Raw genomic sequence first — 1,911 nt, forward strand, 5'->3', positions numbered from 1 at the left:
ATGTAAGTTAAATCTTTTAGGATAGAAAGTTAAAAGTTTCTTATAGTTATTTTATAAAAAATAAAAATTATTTCCTTTTTCTACCAAATCTAGATTTTAAGTTTCCTTTATTATTTTTAGTCTTTAACTCTTTCTTTTTATCATTTAAATTAGAAGCTTCTTCAGTTTTTGATGAAAAGCTTACCAATTTATTTATAGTTGTAATTTCGTCTGAAGTTAACTCTCTCCATTCTCCTACTTTTAGTTTTTTCAAGGAAACATTCATTATTCTAGTTCTCTTGAGTTTTGTTACTTCAAAACCTAAATATTCACACATACGTCTAATTTGACGGTTTAACCCTTGAACTAAAACTATTTTAAAAGTAGTATTGTTTATTTTTTCAACTTTACACTTTTTAGTAACTGTTCCTAAAATAGGAATACCATTACTCATTCTGGTTATAAATCTTTCATTAATAGGTTTGTCTACAGTAACTATATATTCTTTTTCATGATTATTTCCTGCTCTTAGAATTTTATTTACTATATCTCCATCATTTGTTAAAAAAATAAGTCCTTCAGAAGGTTTATCTAATCTACCTATTGGAAATAAACGTTCAGAATGACCTACAAATTTTACAATGTTTTTTCTTTCTTTACTATCAGTAGTACAAACAATTCCTATGGGTTTATTTAAAGCTATGTATAATGTTTTTGGTTTATTTTTTAAAGGCTTTCCATCAATTTTCACTAAATCTCCCTTAAAAACACGATTACCCAACTTTGTTGGTTTACCATTAATAGTTACTCTTCCTTCTTGAATAAACCTTTCTGCTTCTCTACGAGAACAAATTCCAGTGCTACTGATATATTTATTAAGGTTTATAGATTCTTCATTTGTATTCATTATAACAAAGAAAAAGAAAATCCCCAACATACATAAGTATATTGGGGATTTTAATCTTGTTTTGATTATTTATTTTTAAAAAATCATCATTTTTTGTGTACAACGTGCTAAACTTGGTCTTCTCTCATAATCAAACCCAATAGTAATCATATGGGTTCCATAATTAAAGTCTTGTGTTTTATTCATATTGATACTAAAACCATACGATGCGTAAAAATTACTCTTTTTTAAACCAAATAATGGAGCTATAGCGTTTGGTTGAAAGAACTGATCATTTAGGAAAGTATAACTTAAACCTGCCCAAACATATCCATCTCTAATACCTTTTCTAAGTTTTACATTCATATCCGTTCTAGAACGCTTATCAAACTCCCTATATTCAACTAAAATAGATGGCTCTAATTCTATTTTATCTCGCATTTTTGCAAATACATAAGACGTGAATAATGTATATCTCCTTAAAATATTCGGTTCACCTGTACCAAAATTAGTTACCTTCCTGTCTAATAAATTAATAACATTAGCACTAATACTAAAACGCTCATAACGGTATAACATACCTACATCAAAATTTGAATTAGGTTCAGACCTATTGGCTACTATTTCTCCTGTATTGTTTTGAGACGTATCAATGCCAAACTGAATGTAATTATAACTTAAAGCAAACGATAAAAAGCTATCATGGAAATCACTTAATGTTAAGTGACTTGCTAAAGATATTTTAGCTCCTATTTGAGATGTAAAACCATTTTTATCATTAAAAATGGTTATACCACCACCAAATCTATCTGCTAAACGAGCTTCAACAGTTAATGACTGTGTATCTGGAGCCCCTTTTACACCAATCCATTGACTTACTCCATTTAACCTTATTTGCAACCCTGCTCCTATTCCTGCATAGGTTGGGGAAATTAAGAATGGATTATCTGCTAGGTGACTTACATATTGAGGTAAATCTACTTCTTGTGCAAATGATTTAACACTGCAAAATATAATACTTATTATTACTAAAATCTTTTTCATGA

The 1,911-nt window shown here is 28.5% G+C and carries 2 protein-coding genes; both read right to left on the bottom strand.

The features are described 5' to 3' along the window. Window positions 1-67: 67 nt before the first annotated feature. The gene (rluF, locus tag ABNT65_RS06255; RefSeq protein WP_348747452.1) at window positions 68-886 is read right to left on the bottom strand and encodes a 23S rRNA pseudouridine(2604) synthase RluF; all 819 of its coding nucleotides are present in this window, start codon (window positions 884-886) and stop codon (window positions 68-70) included. A gap of 75 nt (window positions 887-961) precedes the next feature. Next, entirely contained in the window at window positions 962-1,909 is a 948-nt protein-coding gene (locus ABNT65_RS06260) for a type IX secretion system membrane protein PorP/SprF (RefSeq protein ID WP_348704024.1), read from the bottom strand. Window positions 1,910-1,911: the final 2 nt, after the last annotated feature.

Origin of the sequence: Tenacibaculum sp. 190524A02b, from assembly GCF_964036645.1 — a bacterium.
GTDB classification, from domain to species: domain Bacteria; phylum Bacteroidota; class Bacteroidia; order Flavobacteriales; family Flavobacteriaceae; genus Polaribacter; species Polaribacter vairaonense.

Coding starts and splice junctions, on each gene's coding strand:
- rluF (WP_348747452.1), bottom strand. CDS start 886: ATGAATACAAATGAAGAATCTATAAACCTTAATAAATATATCAGTAGC.
- ABNT65_RS06260 (WP_348704024.1), bottom strand. CDS start 1,909: ATGAAAAAGATTTTAGTAATAATAAGTATTATATTTTGCAGTGTTAAA.